Annotated in this window: 19 protein-coding genes; 13 read left to right on the forward strand and 6 right to left on the reverse strand. The window is 48.8% G+C overall.

Annotated features, from left to right (window positions below; genetic code table 11):
* Positions 1–89: 89 nt before the first annotated feature.
* Both QNM19_RS12085 and QNM19_RS12090 read left to right on the forward strand, forming a co-directional pair.
* Positions 90–764 (forward strand): DUF1826 domain-containing protein, encoded by a 675-nt coding sequence (locus QNM19_RS12085; protein ID WP_049865891.1) that lies wholly within the window; start codon positions 90–92, stop codon positions 762–764.
* A 101-nt stretch (positions 765–865) separates the two neighbouring features.
* A complete protein-coding gene (locus QNM19_RS12090; protein ID WP_049865892.1) occupies positions 866–1,768 on the forward strand; it encodes a GTP-binding protein in 903 nt (300 codons plus the stop codon).
* Between the two features lie 25 nt (positions 1,769–1,793).
* Here the strand turns inward: QNM19_RS12090 and QNM19_RS12095 are convergent, their stop codons facing one another.
* The 3 genes from QNM19_RS12095 to QNM19_RS12105 form a co-directional block, all read right to left on the reverse strand.
* Positions 1,794–2,183, reverse strand: a complete 390-nt coding sequence (locus QNM19_RS12095; RefSeq protein ID WP_049865893.1) for a MerC domain-containing protein — start codon at positions 2,181–2,183, stop codon at positions 1,794–1,796.
* Positions 2,184–2,337: 154 nt separating this feature from the next.
* Positions 2,338–2,709: a hypothetical protein gene (locus QNM19_RS12100; protein WP_049865894.1), complete on the reverse strand. Its 372-nt coding sequence runs from the start codon at positions 2,707–2,709 to the stop codon at positions 2,338–2,340.
* 139 nt (positions 2,710–2,848) lie between these two features.
* Positions 2,849–4,348, reverse strand: coding sequence for a calcium-binding protein (locus tag QNM19_RS12105; RefSeq protein ID WP_049865895.1), 1,500 nt, complete (start codon positions 4,346–4,348; stop codon positions 2,849–2,851).
* Positions 4,349–4,658: 310 nt separating this feature from the next.
* On the opposite strand from QNM19_RS12105, the gene QNM19_RS12110 reads away from it, so the two are divergent.
* Genes QNM19_RS12110 through QNM19_RS12135 form a run of 6 tightly spaced genes read left to right on the forward strand, consistent with a single transcriptional unit; the run spans position 4,659 to position 12,338 of the window.
* On the forward strand, positions 4,659–7,496 hold the full coding sequence (locus tag QNM19_RS12110) for a TonB-dependent receptor (RefSeq protein WP_049865896.1): 2,838 nt from the start codon (positions 4,659–4,661) through the stop codon (positions 7,494–7,496).
* 58 nt (positions 7,497–7,554) lie between these two features.
* Positions 7,555–8,868, forward strand: a complete 1,314-nt coding sequence (locus QNM19_RS12115; RefSeq protein ID WP_284026742.1) for a DUF5690 family protein — start codon at positions 7,555–7,557, stop codon at positions 8,866–8,868.
* Positions 8,869–8,896: 28 nt separating this feature from the next.
* The gene (gene phnX, locus QNM19_RS12120; protein WP_284026743.1) at positions 8,897–9,703 is read left to right on the forward strand and encodes a phosphonoacetaldehyde hydrolase; all 807 of its coding nucleotides are present in this window, start codon (positions 8,897–8,899) and stop codon (positions 9,701–9,703) included.
* Positions 9,700–11,094, forward strand: coding sequence for an FAD-dependent oxidoreductase (locus QNM19_RS12125; RefSeq protein WP_284026744.1), 1,395 nt, complete (start codon positions 9,700–9,702; stop codon positions 11,092–11,094). The genes phnX and QNM19_RS12125 overlap by 4 nt, the downstream gene beginning before the upstream one ends.
* A complete protein-coding gene (locus tag QNM19_RS12130; protein WP_049865364.1) occupies positions 11,091–11,639 on the forward strand; it encodes an HD domain-containing protein in 549 nt (182 codons plus the stop codon). The genes QNM19_RS12125 and QNM19_RS12130 overlap by 4 nt, the downstream gene beginning before the upstream one ends.
* Before the next feature lie 6 nt (positions 11,640–11,645).
* Positions 11,646–12,338, forward strand: a complete 693-nt coding sequence (locus tag QNM19_RS12135; RefSeq protein WP_049865365.1) for a UTRA domain-containing protein — start codon at positions 11,646–11,648, stop codon at positions 12,336–12,338.
* Positions 12,339–12,404: 66 nt separating this feature from the next.
* On the opposite strand, the gene phnW is transcribed toward QNM19_RS12135, so the two are convergent.
* Positions 12,405–13,499 (reverse strand): 2-aminoethylphosphonate--pyruvate transaminase, encoded by a 1,095-nt coding sequence (gene phnW / locus QNM19_RS12140; protein ID WP_284026808.1) that lies wholly within the window; start codon positions 13,497–13,499, stop codon positions 12,405–12,407.
* A 428-nt stretch (positions 13,500–13,927) separates the two neighbouring features.
* On the opposite strand from phnW, the gene QNM19_RS12145 reads away from it, so the two are divergent.
* The gene (locus QNM19_RS12145; RefSeq protein WP_049865366.1) at positions 13,928–15,220 is read left to right on the forward strand and encodes an FG-GAP repeat protein; all 1,293 of its coding nucleotides are present in this window, start codon (positions 13,928–13,930) and stop codon (positions 15,218–15,220) included.
* A 187-nt stretch (positions 15,221–15,407) separates the two neighbouring features.
* Here the strand turns inward: QNM19_RS12145 and QNM19_RS12150 are convergent, their stop codons facing one another.
* The gene (locus tag QNM19_RS12150) at positions 15,408–15,707 is read right to left on the reverse strand and encodes a hypothetical protein (protein WP_049865367.1); all 300 of its coding nucleotides are present in this window, start codon (positions 15,705–15,707) and stop codon (positions 15,408–15,410) included.
* A 129-nt stretch (positions 15,708–15,836) separates the two neighbouring features.
* On the reverse strand, positions 15,837–16,223 hold the full coding sequence (locus tag QNM19_RS12155; protein WP_284026745.1) for a hypothetical protein: 387 nt from the start codon (positions 16,221–16,223) through the stop codon (positions 15,837–15,839).
* Positions 16,224–16,321: 98 nt separating this feature from the next.
* Between QNM19_RS12155 and QNM19_RS12160 the strand changes: the two genes are divergently transcribed.
* The 4 genes from QNM19_RS12160 to QNM19_RS12175 all read left to right on the forward strand — a co-directional run bounded on the left by QNM19_RS12160 (position 16,322) and on the right by QNM19_RS12175 (position 20,090).
* Entirely contained in the window at positions 16,322–17,557 is a 1,236-nt protein-coding gene (locus QNM19_RS12160) for a helix-turn-helix domain-containing protein (protein WP_197094341.1), read from the forward strand.
* A 389-nt stretch (positions 17,558–17,946) separates the two neighbouring features.
* Positions 17,947–18,297, forward strand: coding sequence for a hypothetical protein (locus QNM19_RS12165; RefSeq protein WP_049865370.1), 351 nt, complete (start codon positions 17,947–17,949; stop codon positions 18,295–18,297).
* Between the two features lie 69 nt (positions 18,298–18,366).
* Entirely contained in the window at positions 18,367–18,975 is a 609-nt protein-coding gene (locus QNM19_RS12170; RefSeq protein WP_049865371.1) for a hypothetical protein, read from the forward strand.
* Entirely contained in the window at positions 18,975–20,090 is a 1,116-nt protein-coding gene (locus QNM19_RS12175) for an efflux RND transporter periplasmic adaptor subunit (RefSeq protein WP_284026746.1), read from the forward strand. The genes QNM19_RS12170 and QNM19_RS12175 overlap by 1 nt, the downstream gene beginning before the upstream one ends.
* Positions 20,091–20,095: the final 5 nt, after the last annotated feature.

Genomic DNA, 20,095 nt, shown 5'->3' on the forward strand with positions numbered 1-20,095 from the left:
TCCTTACTCTGTTTGAAATTCTCTGATATGTTATACTGTATCTTTTGTTGTGAATGCCGCACAACTCGGTGCAGATGTAGGAGAAGACCATGACCCGTGCTTTAGCCACTAATGACAATTCAATGATCCCTGCCAATCGGTATGCAGCCATATCCCCTGAGCCGAACGTTCTGACGGATATCTATCGCGAAGAAATTAATCTGAGTGTCTGGCAATGCACGCTGACTCAGACGCTTAATTCAGAAGTAACAAATTTACTCAGCAATACCAGCGAGTTGCAGCTGTCGATTGCGGCGACTCCCGAGCAAACGATAGGCGAATTACACGCCGCCTCGGCGTTGCTTGTTGATAAGCCTGCGCTGACTGAGCACCTGGCGATGCTGGTGGATATGTTTTGTACTTTGTTTGAGTTAAAGCGCGCCGGACTCAGGCTCACGATACTCAATAAAGCCATGTGTCCTAAGTTCCATGTCGATCACATACCTTGCCGGCTGGTGAGTACGCTGGGTGGTGTGGCCTCTCAGTGGTTGCCTCACGACACAGTTGATCGCAGCAAGCTCGGTGCCGGTAGCAAAGGTAAAAAGGACCATGAATCCGGAATCTACACATCTGAATCCGACATTCAGCAGCTCAATGCGGGTGATGTTGCTTTATTGAAAGGGTCAGGCTGGCTTGGCAATGAAGATGGAGCCCTGGTGCATCGTTCGCCAGCGCCCGTCAGCGGTGAAACTCGTCTGTTGCTGACGCTGGATTTTATTGACTGAGTGGTAAAGTCACAGTGTGTTACTATGTGATTACACTGGATTATCGTCAGATGACTATCTGGTCATGAGTGTTTTTAAGTTGGCTGGAGAGCACTGTAAGTATGGAACCTATCCTTGTACTGGTTGGATTTTTGGGCGCGGGTAAAACCACGCTGTTAAAACGTCTGCTGCTTGAGGCTCAGCAAGCCGACTGGGACCCCTATGTGATCCTGAATGATTATGAGCACGCCGAGCTGGATGCCAGACAACTGGCCGAACAGCTCAGTGAAGGGGCATTAAAGCCGCTCGATGGCAGTTGTATTTGTTGCAGTGGCATCACCGCACTGCGCGACAGTATTAATCGTATTCCACAGCGCAAGCGAGGGATCACCTTGATTGAAGCGAATGGTACATCCGATGCCTGTCGTTTAATGGGGTTTCTTGGTGTGGGGCTGGACGAACGCTTCAAACCCCCGGTACAGATCGCGGTGGTCGATGCCAAAAACTGGCAACGCCGTGGTGAGCACAACGCGCTGGAAGCAAACCAGGTGCAGGTCTCTTCGCTCATTGTACTCACACATACCACTGGTTTATCCGACGCGCGCATACAGACTGTTAAGGATGAACTTCACCAGGTGAACCCAAACGCGACAATTCAGGATGTCAGTGAGCTTGCACTTTGGCAGCTGCCGGAGCTGTCACCCGTGTCGGGTAATGTCGATGCATTTGAGCATCAAAAATCACACTGGGCGTCCTGCTCTGTGGCGTTACCTGCTTTACCTGATGAAACCTGTATTGGGGCTTTGTGCGCGCGTATACCCGAGACCATTTTGCGCGTGAAAGGCTGTACACGCATTGGTACAAGTGCTGATTATACTTACTTTGAGCGATGTCCGGATGGTGCTGTGTCGATCCGCCCATTTAAAGGCGAGCCGGTTACGGGGAGTAAATTACTGGTCGTTGGACCGGGTAGTGATCCTGGCAAATTGAATGAGCTTGTCTCGCAGGTCTTGGCCGCACATTGATTGTAAAGGCGGCCATGCAGGGGGGTTAGTGGCAGCGCCCGGTCTGACACAGGTTGAAGTTTCTATAGTGGCTGATCACCAGCAATACGCTGCCTAAAATCGTCAGCAGCTTTTCCCCTTCCTCAGCCATCAAGTCATGGGCAAAAAATGCGGCGAAGAATAATACGCCGATACCTGCGGTGCCGTAGCCTAAAATACGCCACTGGTTGTGCTTTTTACACCCTAGAAATAACGCGCTGCTGCTGGTCACCAGCACGCCAACAAGTAACCAGCGATGAAATGCCTCATCTGAAAAGAAGGTTGCACCGAACGCTGGCAGCAAGGCAACCAGCAGGGGCACAAACAAGCAATGAACGACGCACATCGCAGACAAGCCGATGGCGTATTTGTCTAACCTCTCAGACAGGTTTCTCATGGTTTCCTCACCTTGATGATTAACGTAAGCGCTAGTGCAGGCTTATCGTACGAGCTGCTGAGCGCCTTGAATAAAATGTTATACTATATCATTTGTGGGGCGTTGAATAGCTTGACCGTGATGAAAGCAACACAGGAGTCGGGCGTGAGGGCAGTTATATCGCGGCCACTACAAGCAGCACACTCACCACAGCAAATAATATCCATGACCAGTGCCTTCCTTTTGATAGACCCAAAGCCAGTAAACTGTGTAGCGCAAATGTCAGCGCGGTGATGTGAAGCAGCGTAGCAGGGGTGAACCCGGGTGATGCCAGAGCAATCAGAAGTGCGGCAAATCCCAGCCAGGCGATGGAAGTCAGGTGCCAGGCAAAACGCAGCGTGCGAATGGTAAAATCGCTACTGCCAAACAGCTGGGGCAGATTATCTCGCTTAAATAGCCGCATCAGAATAAAGCGCTCACCGAGATAAGAATGCGCCAGCGAAACTAAAACGAGCAATGTGGCGGCGAGGTAAAGCAGTAAAGCCATAATAACATCCAGGTGTTGTCAGGTCGTGAAGTGGTATTATTTGTACCTTAATTGTTCTAATGTGACCAGAGGGCTGTAACCAGAAAAGGCGTTTGATAGGCAGTATGTTCCCAACTTCCTTGTCAGGCTGTAATTTGAGTTAACTACAGCTAATAGAGTCACCACTGCTGTTATAACAGGTCTCAGTTTGCTGAATTATATGTCGGCACATATAGGCGACGTTGTTTTCCATGCAGTTAAAGTAAGTGCCGTAAATGCCAGAATTCCCGACATTATAATCAACTCGCCATTCATAGTAAGAATACGGCAGAGTCGATTGGTCGCTTAACCAGCGCGCAAAGACAGCACCGGATACAATGTCGTATAACGGAGTCGGGCGGACACCCAGGCTGCGCCAGCCATTGTTATAGCCAGAGTATTCACCGGACATTTCAACCACAGCGTTGGCCGCCTCGTAATACGGGTTATTGAAGTTACTTCTGTTATCCACCTTAGACAGCAGCCCCTGATAGTCTTTTACCCAGGTGGTGCCTTCACAGCTGTTCAGAAATACCATGCCCTTGTCATCACCTTTACCGCAGGTGCCCTGAGGCGCTGCGTCGGCAGTCCAGATGAAGTCGGCGCTTTTTCCGCCATGAATTTTTGCCTCATAGCCACTCGAAGAGGTGATGATCACATCATTGTCTTTACCGCCTTCCTGGTTGGAGTTTTCGCCATTGGTAAAGAGGATATCGTCACCATTGTTACCCCAGGCTTTGTGCCAGCGCAGGCTGTTTGGATTGCCATCGCCATTTTCGAACAAGGCATCATTGCCATTGCCGCCATGTAAGCGATCTTCGCGGCCGCCATTGCCGGTCAGGTAGTCATTGCCATCTTCGCCATACAGGGTGTCATGACCGTTGTCACCGCTGAGTACATCATGACCCGCGCCGCCGTAGAGTTTATCGTTGCCATCGCGATTGCTGTTACAGTTACTCTGCTCATAAATATAGCCGTTGTTGGCATTGGCCAGACGACAGCCACCGCCCAGATAGTCGTTGTCATTGCCTCCGTAAAGTACATCGGTACCCTGACCACCCATCAGCAAGTCGCCGCCATCATCACCCCATAAGGTGTCGTCATTGTAGTCACCAAACAACTTGTCATGGTGGTTGCCGCCTTTGAGCTGATCATTTCCCCAGCCGCCGTGCAGCGTGTCACTGCCATCTTCACCGAACAGCTGGTCATTACCACTGTTGCCCTTTAGGGTATCGTTGCCCCGGCCACCGTAGAGGCGATCGTTCTGGTTACCTGAGATCAGGGTGTCGTTACCATATTGTCCGTACAGGGTTTGTGATACTGCAATGCTGCTGGCATTGAACGAGTCTGCTCCATTGCCCAGGCGCGCTTCAAGCGCACTGATCTGGCTCATAAAGAAGGTCTCACAGCTACTGTTGCTACCCACTTTACGGGTCACGGTCAGAGTATCGCCTGATTTACTGAGGGTGAACTGTTCGCTATGGCGCGACCCTTTCACTTTCAGTGTCTCGCCGTCCAGGTATGCCGAAGCGCCGCCCGCAAGCCCGTTACAGGCTGCCATTGCTTGGCCCGAGACGCCCAGCGCAATCGCCAGGCAGAGCGCATGTAACTTGGTGTTCATTAACGTTCCTTAATTTCTTATTTTAGGTACTTTTATGCTGAGGGTAGCGGACAAATCTGCATGGAATATGGAGTGACTGGTCTGTACTGTTTTGTTTTTACTTCTTTTTAATGAAAAAGCACTATGCAGCCAGTGAACAATACCAAGTACCCGTACAGTCGTTTGTGCCACGCCGAAATGCCACCTCCCCATTAATATCAGTTTCAAAAATGCGACACACCTTTGTCATACATGCCCCATAAACTGTTCCTCAAAGTCTGGTCTAGACCAAATAATTGCTAATTATTAAATAACTCTTCTTGGGGATGACATGAACAAACTGACACCGATAGCCGCGGGCATATTGGCCATGACAAGTTTTTCTGCGCTGGCAGATGGCTCAATCACAGGCTTAATTACGGATGCATCAGGCACGCTATCAGGCGCTAAAATTTCAGTGGTGGGTACTAAATCAACCACATCGACCGATTATCAGGGGCAATTCAATTTATCGCGCCTGCCTGCGGGCACACACACGCTGCGTGTGGAGTATCTGGGCTATCCGTCTGCTGACTTTGATATCACGGTCGTGGATGGGGAGATTGTGGATTTGGGCAGTTTAAGCCTTAATCGTAACGATAATACACTGGAAGAAGTGGTCGCCGTGGGTCATATGCGCCGTGGCGCCATGAAGGCCATCAACATTCAAAAAGAGTCCGACAATATTAAAAATGTACTGTCGGCGGATGGTATCGGCAAATTGCCGGATCGTAATGCGGCGGAAGCCGTGCAGCGTATGCCGGGCGTATCCATTGAGCGAGATCAGGGGGAAGGCCGCTTTGTGGCTGTTCGTGGCTTGCCGGCTCAATGGAACTCTACTTCGATAAACGGTGATCGCTTACCGACCGCGGAAGAAGAAACGACCAGCCGTGCGGTGGCCTTTGATTTTTTCCCGACCGATATGATTGAGCTGGTAGAAGTGTCCAAAGCCATTACGCCGGATATGGAAGGAGATGCGATTGGCGGTAACATCAATTTTGTGACACGCCGGGCACCGGATGAGCGCCTACTGTCTGTGAATGTGGGTGTAGGAGATTCTGAGAAAGCTGAGGGTGGCAGTCATTCCTTTAACCTGCTCTACGGTGACCGCTTAGCCAATGATAAGTTTGGCTTTTTAATTAATGCCACCGCCTGGGAACGTGACTGGGCGACTGACAACTATGAACCACGCCGCGAAGTAGATGAAGAGGGCATCGCAGGTGTACACAGATTAGAACTACGTGACTACACAGGAACGCGCAAAACCTACGGTCTGAATATGTCGGGTGAATACCTGCTGGATAAGGGAGTTGTCTATGCTAAAGCCATGTATGGCACCTTGTCTGACGTGGAAACCCATTACAAGCATCGAGTGCGCTACAACAAAAATCGCGTTGAGCTTCAGCATATTCATGATGAACTGATCACTGAGATGACGGGGTTTGAGTTTGGTGGTGAGTTCGACATCGATTTCAATACGCGTCTGGAATGGAAGCTGAGTACCTATGAGAATCAGTTTGAGTATGGTGACATTCCTAATGGTAAAGACAATGCCTATTATGTGGTGAAGTTTAAACAAGGTGTCGAGTTTGATACTGATGTGGGCATGCGCGATGGCGAGAACAAAGAAACCGGCCTGATCTATAACACCATAGATGGCGGCACCGATCCGGCGCACCAGATTGGCATGCACTTGCCGGATGACTGGGTGATGGATCCCAATAAAGCCGTGCTGGCAGATGTTGAGCTCTATGGGGTAGATATTAAAGAAAAAGACAAAATCGTCGCCCAGCTTGACCTCATCCACACATATTCAGACCAGCTTGAGTTTAAAGCTGGCTTTAAATACCGAGACAAAGAACGTAATGCCAGCTTCTTCGATAAGTTTTACAGCTGGAACGAAGACGAGTTTGGACCAACGCCGACACTGGCGCAGGTAGCAGATGAGTTAGGCGTCAGCTTAGTGGATCAACCTGGTCGACGTGACTACCTCGATAACTATGAGATTGACTATCAAAAGCACTTCTCAAAAGTGATCCCGGTGAATGATCTGAAGCGCTGGTGGAACGAAAATAATCACAAGTTAAATTACGACCTTGACGATTCTGAGGTGGTAGAAAACGGCGGTGGTTTAAGTCGTAACTTTGACCTGGAAGAAAGCCATTTATCTGTCTACGGTATGTCGACTTACACGCCATCAGAGCGCTGGACAATCTTAGGTGGCTTGCGTGCAACGCAGACCAAAACGGATGTATTTGGTTATGTGGCGGTGAAGAATGATGACGGAACCCGCGTTGAACCAGAGCATGGCGGTAAGGACTATTGGTCCGTGTTGCCTTCAGTACATGTTACCTATCATCAGGACGAAATGACCAATGTACGACTGGCGTTGACTCGTACGTTCGCCCGTCCTGGTTTTGGCCAGCTATCACCGGGCAGTACGTACCTGGAAATCGAAAACCAGTTGCGCTCAGGCAACCCGGAGCTGGACCCGACTTACTCAAATAACCTTGATTTAATGTATGAGCACTACTTTGATAATGCTGGCGTTATCTCCGCAGGGTACTTTTATAAACAGATCATCGATCCGGTTTTCTCTCAGAGCTATCAGGGCACTTATCGGGGCAATTCCGTGACGGTGAAAAGCCCGCTGAATGGCGATGATGCCTGGTTGCATGGGATTGAGTTTAATGCCAATTCCAGTCTGGCATTTGTCAATGAGTCACTCGACAATTTTGGTATGAGCGTGAACTTTACGCTGATGGATTCAGAAATGGACATCCCGGGTCGTGACGATAAAGTGAAGATCTCTCGTCAGGCCGATGCGCTGTATAACGTTGCTTTTTACTATGACAATGGTGACTTCGCGGCGCGTATTGCAGTGAACCATAAGGGGGAATACATCGAAGATCACGGCGATAACACGACGCTGGACACGTATTATGGAGATTATACAAGCGTCGATGCCACCGCGTCTTACTACCTCAACGACAATGCCATGATTTATCTGGAACTCAACAACCTGACCGATGAGCCGCTACAGTATTTCACTGGATCGGAACAGCGTCCGAACCAAATCGAATACTACGGTATCCGTGGGCAGATTGGCTTTAAATACGATTTCTTTTAATCGCACTGTCAACTGGGAAGGTTAGCCTTCCCAGTTTTCTTTTTCAGGTAATAGTGTCATGTCATTAATCAATCGCGTTATTCAGCGCAGCCACACCTGGGTGTTTGTTATGTATGCTTCTTCGGCGGCATTTATGACTTACTTCTGCATGTATGCGTTTCGTAAACCCTTTTCTGTTGGCAAGTTCGAGCAGGTTGAGGCGTTTATGGGCGTGCTTGATTTTAAGATAGCGCTGGTGCTGGCTCAGGTGTTTGGCTATTTGTTGTCTAAATTCATAGGTATCAAGGTGGTATCCGAGTTAACTGCAAATCGCAGAGCACTGGCCATACTGACACTGGTGATGGCCGCGCAGTTAGCGCTGGTGTTATTCGCACTGGTACCGGAGCAACTCAAACCGCTGATGATGTTCTTAAATGGCGTGCCGCTTGGCATGATCTGGGGGATTGTTTTTAGCTTTTTAGAAGGGCGAAAAACTTCTGAGATCCTCGGGGCGTTTTTAAGCGTGACCTTTATTGTGGCATCGGGTTTGGTGCGCACAGTGGGGCAATGGCTGATAGTCGATCTGAACGTAACAGAATACTGGATGCCAGCCACAACCGGGGCCATTTTCACTGTACCTTTATTTGTATCGGTGTATTTGCTGGCGCAAACCCCGCCGCCTTCGCCGGACGACCAAAGTGCAAGGCAAGCTCGTGCGCCTATGAATGCTCAACAGCGCTTGGCGTTTTTCCTCCGTTATGCGCCGGGCATTTTACTGCTTATCACCAGCTTTTTGCTGTTTACCGGTTTGCGAGATTTTCGCGATAACTTCTCGGCGGAGATCTGGCAGGCACTCGGCCACGGCGAAGAGCCTGCGATTTTTGCCTATGCGGGCATTCGCATCGCCGGTGTCGTGTTGTTTGTGCTCGCTGCCATGGTGATGATTAAGAACAACACCAGTGCGTTTTTAAGTAATCATGGCTTTATTTTGTTGGGTTGTGTGCTGCTGGGAGGCACCACCTATGCGTTTGAGCAGCACTGGATTGACGGCAAAAGCTGGATGGTGTGGCTGGGTGCCGGACTGTATATCGCTTACATCCCGTATAACTGCTTTTTGTTTGACCGCATGATTTCAGCCGTAGGCTCAACGGCGAATGCGGGTTTTTTAATTTACCTCGCCGATTCAGCGGGTTACCTGGGGAGTGTCAGCATCTTGTTGTATCGCACATTTGCCTCCCCCGAGATCAGCTGGCTCGCGTTTTTTATTCAACTTTGTTACCTGGTAGCAATCCTTGGTGGCGCGCTGGTGGTTGGCTCTATGGTGTATTTCAGTATCCGCCTGTTACGCCGGGGCCACATGCCACTGACCAACTCGCCTTCACGGCCGGCATAATCGCCGCACATTATCATAAGGAAACCACATGAATCATATTGAAGCTGTCATTTTAGACTGGGCTGGAACTGTCGTGGATTATGGCTCTGTTGCCCCCACTACCATTTTTGTTGAGGCCTTCAAGCAGGCTTATGACTTTGATATTTCTCTGGCAGAAGCCCGTGTACCAATGGGCATGGGCAAGTGGGATCACATAAAAACACTTGGTCAGCTGCCTTCGGTTGATGCGCGCTGGCAGGCACAGTTTGGCCAGGCCATGAGCGATGACACGGTCGATACTATTTACAACACGTTTATGCCGTTGCAAAAAGCCAAGGTGGCGCAACATGCAATGCCGATTGCTGGTGCACTTGATACCATCGACTGGTTACAGGCGCAGCAGATCAAAATAGGTTCCTGCTCAGGCTATCCACGCGAAGTGATGGAGATCCTGGTACCCGAAGCGGCAAAGCAAGGGTATAGCCCGGACTGCTGGGTCGCCAGTGACGACACCATAGGGTCAAGACCGGGTCCCTGGATGGCATTAGAAAATGTACAGAAGTTGGGGATCAATGACGTGGCCAACTGCATCAAATTTGACGACTCAGCGCCGGGTATTACAGAAGGGCTACGTGCAGGTATGTGGACTGTGGGTCTGGCGGTCACTGGCAATGCCATCGGTTTAACCGAAGCTGAGTGGCGGGACCTGACGGCTGAGCAGCAAAGTGTGCTGAAAGAAAAAGCTTATTCTGAGCTGTATCAGGCTGGCGCCCATTTTGTGGTCGACTCTTTGGCGGATGCCATTCCCGTGATCCAGCAGATCATGGCGAAACGAGCCAGACACCAGCGCCCATGAGTCACTGTCAGCCATTTTGGTTCAGGCAGGCGCAGGCGTTGACGGACGACAAAACAACCAAGCCATTAACTGCCCATATTCACAGTGATGTGTGTATTGTCGGTGGCGGTTATACCGGGCTCTGGAGTGCCATTAAAATAAAGCAACAGTCGCCCAACACCGATGTCACCCTGGTTGAGAAAGGCCGCTGTGGCGAAGGGGCATCCGGGCGCAACGGCGGTTGTATGCTGACCTTTGCGACTAAGCTGAATACCTTGCTCAGGCTGTTTGGTGTTGAAGAAGCCATTCGTCTGGTACAGGCATCCGAGCAGGCGGTGTTTGATATTCAGCGATTTTGTCATCGCTACAATATTGACGCTGAGGTGCGCGCTGAAGGCGCGCTTTACACTGCCACCAATGCGGCACAGGCGCAATCTTTGTCACATCCAGTGTCTTTGCTTGAACAGCATGGTATCAATCGCTGGCAGGCGTTAGCGCAGGCTGATGCCATCAGGCTTTCAGGCAGCACACAAACCCGTGCAGCGATTGCCACTGATGCCGCAGGCAGTGTGCATCCGGGCAAGCTGGTGCTGGGCCTCAAAAAATTGGCCCAGTCGCTGGGCGTGAAGATTTATGAGCAGTCACCCATGACGGGGTTGCAGGGCAGTACTAATCCGACGGTTGAAACACGCCTCGGTAGCGTGAAAGCAAAGAAAGTGGTTATCGCCATTAATGGCTGGATGGGGCAATGTTTTCCGCGCTTTAATCGCCACTATGTACTGGTGTCTTCCGATATGATGATCACCCGGCCGATGGAGCAAGCCCTGGCCGACATAGGCCTGTCCCACGGTAAAGCGGTGGCTGATTCACGTGTTTTTGTACACTATTACAGAACCAGTGCGGATGGCCGCCTGATGCTGGGTAAGGGCGGTAATCTGTTTGCTTATGGCAATAAAATGCTCAGCGCATTCGACAAACCCAGTGGTTTTGAAGCCATGCTCAAAGCCAGCTTTCGGCATCTGTTTCCTGCACTGGATGGCGCGTTTGAAACGAGCTGGACAGGGGCGTCAGACAGGTCTGCTACCGGCCTGCCATTTTTTGGCCGACTGAACGGTAACCCCAATGTATTTTATGGGCTGGGTTATTCGGGCAATGGTGTTGTGCAAAGCTATCTGGGTGGCGAGATCTTGTCGTCGCTGGTATTGGGGTTAGACAATGCCTGGGCACGCAGTGGTCTGGCACGAGGACCGTTGGGCGCATTCCCGCCTGAGCCAATACGTTATTTAGGGGCGCAACTGGTAAAACAGTCGGTGCAGCGTAAAGAGCGGTGTGAAGATGCCGGCCACTCCCCCTGGTGGCTTGATAAGCAGTTATCAAAGCTGGCGGCCGCCGCCGGTAAGGCTGATAAATGACAGACACCATAGATGAAATTGCCTGTTTGTTTAGACAGTTTGGTGACAATACTTACGGCGAAGTATGCACACAGATCAGCCATGCAGTCAGCAGCGCCTGGCATGCACAACAGCATCAGGCAGCGCCTGACATGGTGTGCGCAGCATTTTTGCATGACATTGGCCACTTTATCGCGGACAAAGCTCAGTTAGACGGGCTGGACCAATGGGGGCACAGTGAGCATGCTGACATTGCCAGTCACTGGCTCGCACAAAAGGGGTTTCCCGCTAGCGTTTATTTGCCAATTCGCTATCATGTCCAGGCAAAACGCTACGCTGCCAGAATAGCTGGAGCCCGGTGCTTATCTGACGCAAGCTGGAAGACCTTGCAACAGCAGGGCGGAGCAATGACTGACAGCGAAGCGCGTGCGTTTGAAGCGCTCGGCTGTTTTGCTCAGGCGATGGAACTGCGCCGATATGACGACTCAGGCAAACCCAGCCACATCATCGACACAGACATTGCACCCTGGCTGGCGCTGACCACTCAGGTGTTAACAGGACAATAGGGACTTATGCTGCTTTATAAAGAAATCAGGCAATATTTATTTGCGTTGATCGCCGATCATCCCGAGCTGAAAAAGCTGCCTTCCGAGCGCGAGCTACAATATACGTTCCGCTCCACCCGGATCACCGTAAGAGAAGCGCTTATCAGGCTGGAAGCCGAAGGTGTGATTTATCGTCAGAACCGCAAAGGCTGGTTTATCTCTCCACCCAGGCTGAAGTGGGATCCGGTTAAAAAGGTGAACTTTTACCAGCTTGCACAGGAGCAGCAGTTTACGCCATTAACCCAGGTGGTGTCCTTTGAGACAACCCTGGCTTCGAATGTCGTCAATCAGGCATTTGCAGTACAAAGCCCGGCAACGTTCCATGCCATTTGCCGGGTGCGCTCTTTGGATGAACGTCCTGTGATGGTCGAAGAGATTTACTGTCTGGCCGCCCAGTTTGATGATCTGGCGTCTAAGTCCTTAGAAGGCTCGGTGACCACCATTTTTGAACGAGATTACGGGATTAACGTGACTCATGAACGCAGCAGCCTGGTTGTCACAGCTATTCCCGATGACAAAGCTGACCTGCTTAACGTGAACAGTGGCGCGTTATGCCTGAAGATAATTCGCCAGCGCTTTAATCAGGCCGACAAGTTGGTCGATTACAACATAGAATACTGGGTACACAGTGCGATAGAAATCGAAGTGGACAGTCAGTAAGTTGACTCGCTGTTTGACCCATAAAAGGCCGCGCATTGTGGCCTTGTTGGTGTTCTCTGGTGGAGTTTATTCCCAGTATTTGACCTCAGCAATCGCGCTGATAAGTCGTGCTATGTCTTCGGGGTACACGGCGCCGATATTGCCAATTCGAAAGCAGTTTGCGTCGGATACTTTGCCGGGGTAAATCACAAAGCCCTTGGCCTTCAGTGCTTCATAAAAGCGTTTAAAGTCATAGTTAGGTGCCGTGGGGGAGTAGAAAGAAGTGATGATGGGCGAGTGCAAATTAACCGGTAACAAAGGCTCAAATCCTAATTCCTGCATGCCCTGACATAACAGCTGCTGATTTTGCATATAGCGCGCCTGTCTGGCTGCTACGCCGCCTTCATCGGCCAGCTCAGTGAGTGCCTGAGCAAAGGCCCTGACCACATGGGTTGGTGACGTAAAGCGCCACTTGCCATTCGATACTTCCATGGTATGCCACTGATCATACAGATCCAGGCTGAGCGACTTTGCATTGCCTTTACAGCGCTCAATGGCTGCTTGCTTGCCGATCACAAAGCCAAAGCCTGGAACACCCTGAATACACTTATTGGCGGAGCTGATTAAAAACTCAATATTCAGCTTTGCCACATCCATAGTGATGCCGCCAAAACTCGACATCGCGTCAAGGATAAAACGCACCTCATAATCGCTACATAGTTGTGCTACGGGCGCCAGGGGGTTGAGCATACCTGTGGTGGTTTCGCAGTGCACCATTGCCAGGTGACTAAACCCGCCAGTAGCCAGCTTTACAGCAATCTGTTCTAAATCTGGCAGCTGGGTTTCTTTAAAGCTCAGCACTTCATGCGCCAGGCCAAGTATCTGACAGATCTCTGCCATGCGTTTGCCATATGCGCCATTGTTGATCACCAGTATTTTGTCTTCGGGCAACAGGGCGCTGCCAAGCACAGATTCAACAGAGGCGGTGCCGCTGCCTTGCATCAGTACGCTGGTGTAACCGGTTGAGGGGGTTGCCAGCTTAATTAATGTACGGCGGATTGTTTGGACTACGTCCAGGTTATAGTCATCGTCCCAGGTGCACCAGTCTTTCAGCATTGCTTGTTTCACGGTATCTGAGGTGGTTAACGGGCCTGGTGTTAAGAGTAAGTAGTGAGTCATAATGGGTATACCTCTTTTGGTCTAGACCAGATTGTATGGAGCCTGAGGTAGTTAAACAATATGGCATCGTCACCTTTCACAGAAATGTCATTTTAAAAGGCGCAAGCACACGCTGTGTGCGAGGTCGCTTAAAGCAGGATAATTATCTGTATTTATAATTGGTTACATTTATTTCAGCGCACAGGTATAAACCAAATTAAGCAGCTATGTTGCTTTATTACTAAATCCCTAAAAAAGGTAAAAGTAACGTGCTGTTAGTCACTTAGGGCTTACCAGACCGTTAACGGTGTCACTCCAGTCAGAAGCAGGTATGCGCTTTTGTCAGCTCAGACTCATTGAGAATATCTTGATCAGTAAAATAGATTGTTGAAATATCATCAAAAATGCGACAAGTTTGGGCCTGATGTATTGGAAGAAAAAGGAAGGAACGGGTGAAAATACAATCAACTATGAAATATACCCTGTGTGCCATGCTAACAGCACTGGCTGGTCATAGCTTTGCGGCGCCAGACAGATTACTTGCCAATGATGGCAAGGCGGAAGACTATTTTGGCTATGGTGCAGCGATTGACGGTAACACGGTTGTGGTGGGCGCGCACAAAGCGGATATCAATGGGATTAATGACGGCGGCGTGGGCTATGTCTACGTATTAGGGGAGAAGGGCTGGCAGCAACAAGCTAAGCTGGTTGCAAAGCCTCTGTCTGCTGATGACACCCTGGGTGGTAAGGTGGTCTTAAAGAATGACATCGCCATGCTCGGCGGTATGAGACGAGATGACAAAGGCAAAGACGCCGGTGCGGTGGTGGCCTTTGCGCGAAAAGCAGACACATGGACACAAACTGAGATTTTTACCGCGCCAGATGCCAAACCGGGTGATGCCTTTGGCCAGAGTGTGGCATTTACCGACAAAGTGCTGGTGATTGGTGCCCCACGTAATGATGCAAAGGCGAATGATGCCGGTGCTGCGTATATTTATATTCGTTCTGGTGATACCTGGCGCTATCAGAGCAAAATCATGGCCAGTGATGGCGCGGCGGGCGATCTGTTTGGCATCGACGTCGCGGTTGATGGCAATACCATAGTCGTTGGCGCTGATTTGCATGACAAAACGGCAGAAAACGCCGGAGCCGTATACATTTACGTGCAAGACGGGGAGCAATGGCATCAGCAGGCTAAGTTGATGGCGTCCGATGGCGGTGATACCGATATCTTTGGCGTCAGGGTCGCAATTTCAGGAGATACGGCACTCATCTCGGCACGACGCGATGACGTAGAGGGTCTGGGCGTGGATGCCGGCTCTGCCTATATTTTTGAGCGCAAAGGCACACGCTGGACCGAGGCGCAAAAACTCACTTCTCCTGATGGCGCAGCCGATGATCGCTTTGGCCGCGGCGTGGCACTCAGTGGTGATACGGCGATTATCAGCGCGATGAACCATGACGCACAAGGCAAAGACACCGGCGCATTATATGTCTACAAAAAGCGCGCCGATGGCTGGCACTATTCATCCAAAGTGGTTGCTAACAATGCGCAGCCAGGCGATCAACTTGGCTGGAACGTCGGCCTCTCCGACGGTAAAGCGGTGATAGCCACCCCACATCATGACGCCAATGGTAAAGAGTCCGGTGCCGTCTACGTTCAGGATCTGAACCAGTACAATGCGTTTCATATTAAAAATCAGGTTACGGTTGCGGAGAAAAGGCAGGTGAAGTCTTCGCGGTAATTAAACTCAATACAAACAGACGTTAGAGTGGGTTATGTTCTGAACGTAAGCCGTCATCTGACGTCTGGCCAAGTGCTGGGTTCAACAATGATGCCTCGATAAGGCAATGGGTCCAAAGTTAAAACTAACACTGGTGTTTTTGGCTGTGTGATTGATTTATGGTACCCATGTGCTTCCAGAGAGTGAATTATGGGTTTAAATGGGCCAACCACTCTTTCGCATTGGCAATGATAAACTCATAGCTATGATCGTTTATCAGCGTAACTCTGATTGCCTCAGTCGTTACAGGCAATATTCCTGCGCCTGTACCATAACACCTCTCTATTTTTGATATGGCACTTCGCTCAATATGGTAAGGCCCTAAACCGAACTTTTTATTCAACGGTTCGAAAATCAAGGCGTCTTTTGTTGCTGAGAGTTTACCATCAGAGCGGGCGACGCCGTTTTGTATTGTTGCAATGGAAACGCTTGTTGAAGTTTTATTCATGACTTTCCTTTTAATGAATAAGTGGGTTTCTATTACGGGTGGTTTTGATAAGTGAGCTATTTAAAAGCTATGTGGATTTTAACAAGCAGAGGTGAATATCCGCCTCTGCTTGTCTGTGTTTGCGTCCCTTCAATGCGGGGTACTATATGTCTTTTGACTGGCCGCGCCTTTTTTCAACTGAATTGTGCCAGATAACGAAAACGCCAGTATTAACCCCATTAAAATAGTCGTGACGACTTTTGCTATCCATGGGTCTTGCACCGCAAACGCTGCTGCGTAACTAAACGTGAGTATGTTCGCGAACAGAGCTGTAAGGTGAATTCTAAAGCTTGTTGTTTTTTCTTTTAACTTTGCAATGTTGAACGTGCAGGAGATTAGAAATGCGATAACCATTCCCGGGTTACTCATCTGCTCTGGAGTAAGTTTAAAATTAAGGCTTATAAATACCATAGCGCCATAAGCCACTGCGATTACAATGACAATGTAATTTAATAATAACTCTATCTTTGACTGCATACTTAACCTCTGATTTGTTGGTGTGGTTTAGTATGTTAAGCTCGAGCCAGGCGCTTTTCGGTGATACTGGCCAGTATGGACCGTTTATTTTTATCTTTTTGATTTATCTGTTTTTTATTTTTCTTTGCAAGGTGCAAAGAGGCCAGATTGGACGTGTTGTTGAATACAAGGGAGTCTTGATGTTCAGTTTTAGTAATATCGTTGCCTTGGGCTGTATTCAAGCCTGTATTCAATCCTTGTATCTCTTGAGGTTTTCTGGCCCGGGCAGATTGCTTGCTGCTTTTATACTGCTAATTTCAACCAACATGTGTGTTGGCTTCTATGTAGACAGTGGTCTTTTTGAACCTGATATGCTGCTCATAACGATGTGGGAGCGCTTAAACAGTTATTTGTTGTTGGGCCCCATTTTTATGGCGTTTGTTATGACAATGACAAATTCAGCGCATCAGTTTGATAAAAAAGATGTGATTCACCTGTTACCCTTTCTTATGTGGGTCGGGTATTTCAGTTTAATCTCATTGTATGAGCAAAGTGATTTTCTGGCTGAGCAAGCTGTCAACTTACAAACGGTATCAACCAGACCCTTTTCTGAGCGGTTTTCCATGATATCTATGTTAACCGCAGGGCATTTTTGTCTTTATCTGGCCTACGGTAGCTGGCAAATTTTTATGTTTTGGTGGCAACAACGCGGTAGCAGTATTTTTCGCCAGCTATGTTGGTTGCTTACCGTCACTGTGATTTGCTACCTGATGATGGCGAGTGTTTTTATTGTCTCAGTGACAGCAGTCATTATGGAACTTGATAAATCAGATAAGCTGATTGCGTTGAGTTATCTGTCTACTGTGGTGGGCATATTTTCTATCAGTTATTTGTTGATTTGCTATGGGAGGCCTGCTGGCTTTACTCGTGTTCTCGTAAAGGGGGGCAATACTGATAAAGACTTTGCAGAGCAAATTAAACCTGAAGTAACAACGCAACAAAAAGGACTCTTGGTGTTGGTCGAGCAAGAGCTCCGAACGAGCAAACTTCATTTACAACCTGATTTCAGCCAAATTCAACTGGCAGAAAAACTGAATATAAGCAGGCATCAGCTTTCTGATGTGTTGGCTCTACATTCTTCAGGTGGGTTCTATGAGCTGGTAAACCAATTAAGGGTGGATGCGGTTATTGAGGAACTGGGAAAAAGACCTAAAAGTGACAGGTTAATTAATATTGCCTACGATTGCGGATTTAATTCAAAATCTAGCTTTAATCAGGTGTTTAAAAAGTATACCGGAAAAACGCCGAGTCAGTACCGTGATATGGTTAAAACAAGTAAGGCTGAATCTCGCTAAGAGGAAAATGTGCATAAAGCACCATTGCGCGCTATTCAGACATGGTTGTCGTGTGGGGCTAATTCTTTCCCATCGTTTCAAAGCGCTTTTACTTTACTGATAACGATGAGTATTAGCCCCAGTAATAATCTACTCTGTACATCCAAATCTGGAATCCTATACGCCATCTAGTCTGGAAAATGGTTTTCCAGAACTGTACGGTCCTGCTACTAGCTGCTCAAAAGTGAAAATTGTCAAAAAGGTTAGTTCACTCAAAAAATAGCTGCGCTAACTGCAATGTAAAAGAAAGTTTTGAATAGTAGGCGCTTGCATTTTTTAAAAAATTAAAAATTGAGCTCGATTTATTTCGGTGGTAGGATTTCGTCAAACTGTTAATCTTTAGTCGCCTGATGCATAAATTGACGCTTATTCTGATCATGCTTTGCATTCTGAGTACCCAGGTATTCGGAAGCGTAGCGTATGAAGGAGAGCATAAGTCTCAGGGCGATGTGCATGCTTTACTGCACGAAATTGGTCAGCCACACAGCCACGATCATGATGATGAGGGTGAGTTCAACCTCTCGTTTTCAAAAGAAGCCGTGAAGCACATCAATCAAGACCTTGATTGTTGTACCACAGGTATCGTTGAGGTGTCTCCCTACTCAAAATCTGAAGTAAAACCAACAGGCCCGATTGCATCAATTAGTGCTGATTGGTCGCCGCCTTTTATAAAACATACCACACCTCCCCCCAGAGCTTAATCCAACTTAACTTTTCGTTGTCAGCGACTTGCTTTAGCTGGCAAGTGTTTTGTTTTTTTTGGATTAACTATGTCTTTTACATTGAATATGCTGCGTACAGTGCAGCTGAATGCGAGCGTTATTTGCGTTGCGCTGATCGCATCGTTATTTGTCCTTTCCAATGCGATGGCATCACCCGGGGCGCACGGCCCGAATGGTGAACACCTGGATACGCGAGCGAAAGTTGCGAGCTCCACAAACCCTAAATTTGAGAGTTTTACCGAAACGTTTGAGTTAGCTGGTGAGCTGCTTGAAAATGAACTCGTTATTTACCTCCATGACTTTAAAACCAATACCCCTGTTGCGCATGCATCATTGGACCTGGAGCTTGGCAACTTAAGTGCAAGTGCCGAATTTTCTGAGCAATTACAAGCTTATGTACTTACACAGCCTGCGATGCTTTTTCAGTTAAAACAACCTGGGTTACATGAAATTGTTTTGACCATTTTGACAGAACACAGTGGTGATTTGCTGGTGGCGAATTTAGAAAACCATCAGGTAGCTGAAGATGCCGGCGCTCACGCAAATTCTGAGCACGATGAGCATCATCATGATTTTCCGTGGCTGATGATTGGATTGTGTATTGGTGTGTTCATTGCCGGATTGTTTTTGGGTCGTATCTCAAAGGAGCGTAAATAATGACGTTTAAGAATGCAGTATTGTTTTCATTAAGCTTATATTCGTTCAGTTTGTTGGCCTCTCCAGGGGCCCATGGACCCAATGGCGAGCATCTTGATCAAAAACCAACTAGGGTGGAAGGCGCATTAGGCAAACAAGCTGACGGCTCCGTCATTATGCCGATGAAGCACCAGGCATTACTCAATGTACGCACTCAGTTTGTGCGTGAGTCTGAAGTGAAACAGCATGTTCGTTTGGATGCCATTGTTAAACCTCACCCTGACGGGTATGCCAAGATCCAATCCAGCAGTGACGGTCGGTTAGATGCGCCTGAAACGGGTATCCACCCAACCGGTGTAAAGGTGCAAGCCGGGGATGTGCTGGGGCTTATCCGTTACCAGGACACGGCATACGAATTGGCAAGCCAGACCAGCGAATTAATCGCCATTCGCAATCGCATTGATCAAACCAATCGCGATGTGGAGCGCTTAAAAAAGCTGGGAGATTTAGCCTCGAAACAAGCGTTAGAGCAGCTGGAAACGGAGCTGTTAAGCTTGCAACAGCAAGCGCAAGCACTGCAAAAAGGCCTAGAAAAACCGGAGGTACTGATTGCACCTATCTCTGGTGTGCTCATTAATCACACGGTATCCAGAGGGCAGTGGGTTGAAGCAGGCGAAGCATTATTTGAGATCATTGCACCTGAGCAGTTTTTAATTGAAGCCAGTACCCGTGATTTTGCGCTAACTCAGCAGCTAACATCCGCGAAAGTTGTCGAGCAGCCGGGCATCTCTCTCAATTACCTTGGTTTTTCACCGGAGCTTGTCAACGGCTTAGTGCACCTCAACTTTGAGCTATCACAGGGCCAGGATAATACTAACTTGTTTATTAATCAGAGTATTAGCATACATTCGCCGATTGATGAAAAGCTCAAAGGCATTGTCATCCCGGCCAGCGCAGTTGTTCTCAGTCCAAATAATTTGCCACAAGTCTGGATTAAGCTCTCGGCTGAGCGCTTTTTGCCACAGCTTATTCGTTATCAGAACCTTGAGCCCGGGTTGGTGTTGGTGACCCAGGGGCTGGGCGCAGATAACCGCGTTGTGGTTGATGGTGCATCACTCCTCAACCAGGTGAGATAGGCAGT

The sequence above is a fragment of the Pseudoalteromonas ardens genome, assembly GCF_030125445.1.
Classification (GTDB): Bacteria; Pseudomonadota; Gammaproteobacteria; order Enterobacterales; family Alteromonadaceae; genus Pseudoalteromonas; species Pseudoalteromonas ardens.